The sequence below is a fragment of the Aeromonas aquatilis genome (assembly GCF_054052405.1).
Window position 1 is genome coordinate 1 of record NZ_JBSTYP010000141.1, and the last position, 1,265, is coordinate 1,265.

The window sequence follows — 1,265 nt, forward strand, 5'->3', positions numbered from 1 at the left end:
CCCCGGACGATGGCGAATATGAGTGGGTGGACAAGGCCACCGGGGAGTTGCACAAGATCCCCAGAGGTATCGACCCCGGCTTTGATTATCGGCCCCAGACTCCGGCCGAACTGACCAAGGTGGTGACCAAGCGCGAAGCGGCCAAGCCTGCGTTGGTCGAGCGCCTGCCAGAGCGGATAGTGGAGAGCGCCTTCTCCAGTGTCAAAGGTGTCACCGCCCAGGGGCTGAGTGATCTGCTGGCCAAGTTGCCAGCTCCCCAGCGTGAACCCTTGACGGCGTTCCTCAAGGCGCATCCGGTCAAAACGCTGTTTATCAAGCAGAGCGAGATGGGGAAAGGGGCTGCCAGCCTGAAGGTAGCACCTGCGATAGGTGAATATCTGGGGATGGATCCTAATAGCGTCAGGGCTTGGTACACCTTGCGTGGAGCAACCAAGACCAACGGCTTTACCTTTGCACAGGCCGACCATGTGGTGATTAAAGTGGCAGCCAGCGATAAGCTGGGTGGTGTGGATATGCAGGCAGTACAGGCGGCGGTTGCTCAAGTTATCTCGGATGCCAAGGCTAACCAGGGCCCACGAACCTGGCAGCCACGCGGTAGCAGTGGGGACTCATTCCGCTTACACTGGAGTATATCGTCTAATGTTGGTGACACCCTGGGGCCCGCTGCCCAGCGCATCTCTACCTGGTTGCATGAGCTTGGCCATCAAGTTCACTTTTGGGCAGGAGAGCCGGATCTCTGCAGGCTGGGATTGCTGACTGAATATGGCGCCAAGAGTCGCCGCGAAAAGGCTGCAGAAGCATTTGCCGCGTGGGTTCTGGCCAGAGAGCAGTTGATGGAGCACTACCCAGAGCTGGCCGCCCAAGTCGAAGCCATGCTGACAAAGGCCGCCCAGGCTACCACCAAATCCAAATGACGATGGCAAGGAGTGAACAATGAAGCTATTGGAGCAAGCAAACGCCTTGTTTGAGTCGGGTGATCTGCTAACGCTGGATGATGTCAAAACGCTGGCATCACTTTGTGCCAAGGCATCTGGCAAAGAGGCCGAGTATCTGGGGGATCTCTGGTCTGCAGCGTTGCTCAATGCCGATGAACAGGCATTCGCCTACATGATAGGGATGGAGGACGATGCCTGATGGCCGGTAGCTTTATTGCCATCAGCCACCATGGGGTGGTCGATGCCCACGAACTGCTGGCCAAGCTCTACCAGCAAACCGGTGATCTCAGTGAGCCACTGGCCGATATTGGCGAAGGGCTGATGCTGTCA

General features: G+C 57.5%; 1 protein-coding gene and 1 pseudogene. Both read left to right on the plus strand.

Features of this window, described 5'->3' with window-relative positions; all coding sequences use genetic code 11:
- Nucleotides 1-914 (plus strand): annotated as a pseudogene (locus tag ACW5W8_RS23665) (phage minor head protein); the annotation flags it as partial.
- 19 nt (nucleotides 915-933) lie between these two features.
- The gene (locus ACW5W8_RS23670; protein ID WP_076495061.1) at nucleotides 934-1,134 is read left to right on the plus strand and encodes a hypothetical protein; all 201 of its coding nucleotides are present in this window, start codon (nucleotides 934-936) and stop codon (nucleotides 1,132-1,134) included.
- Nucleotides 1,135-1,265 lie beyond the last annotated feature (131 nt).

Bases quoted from the DNA above. Each gene is read 5' to 3' on its own strand.
- ACW5W8_RS23670 (WP_076495061.1), top strand. From the start codon at position 934: ATGAAGCTATTGGAGCAAGCAAACGCCTTGTTTGAGTCGGGTGATCTG.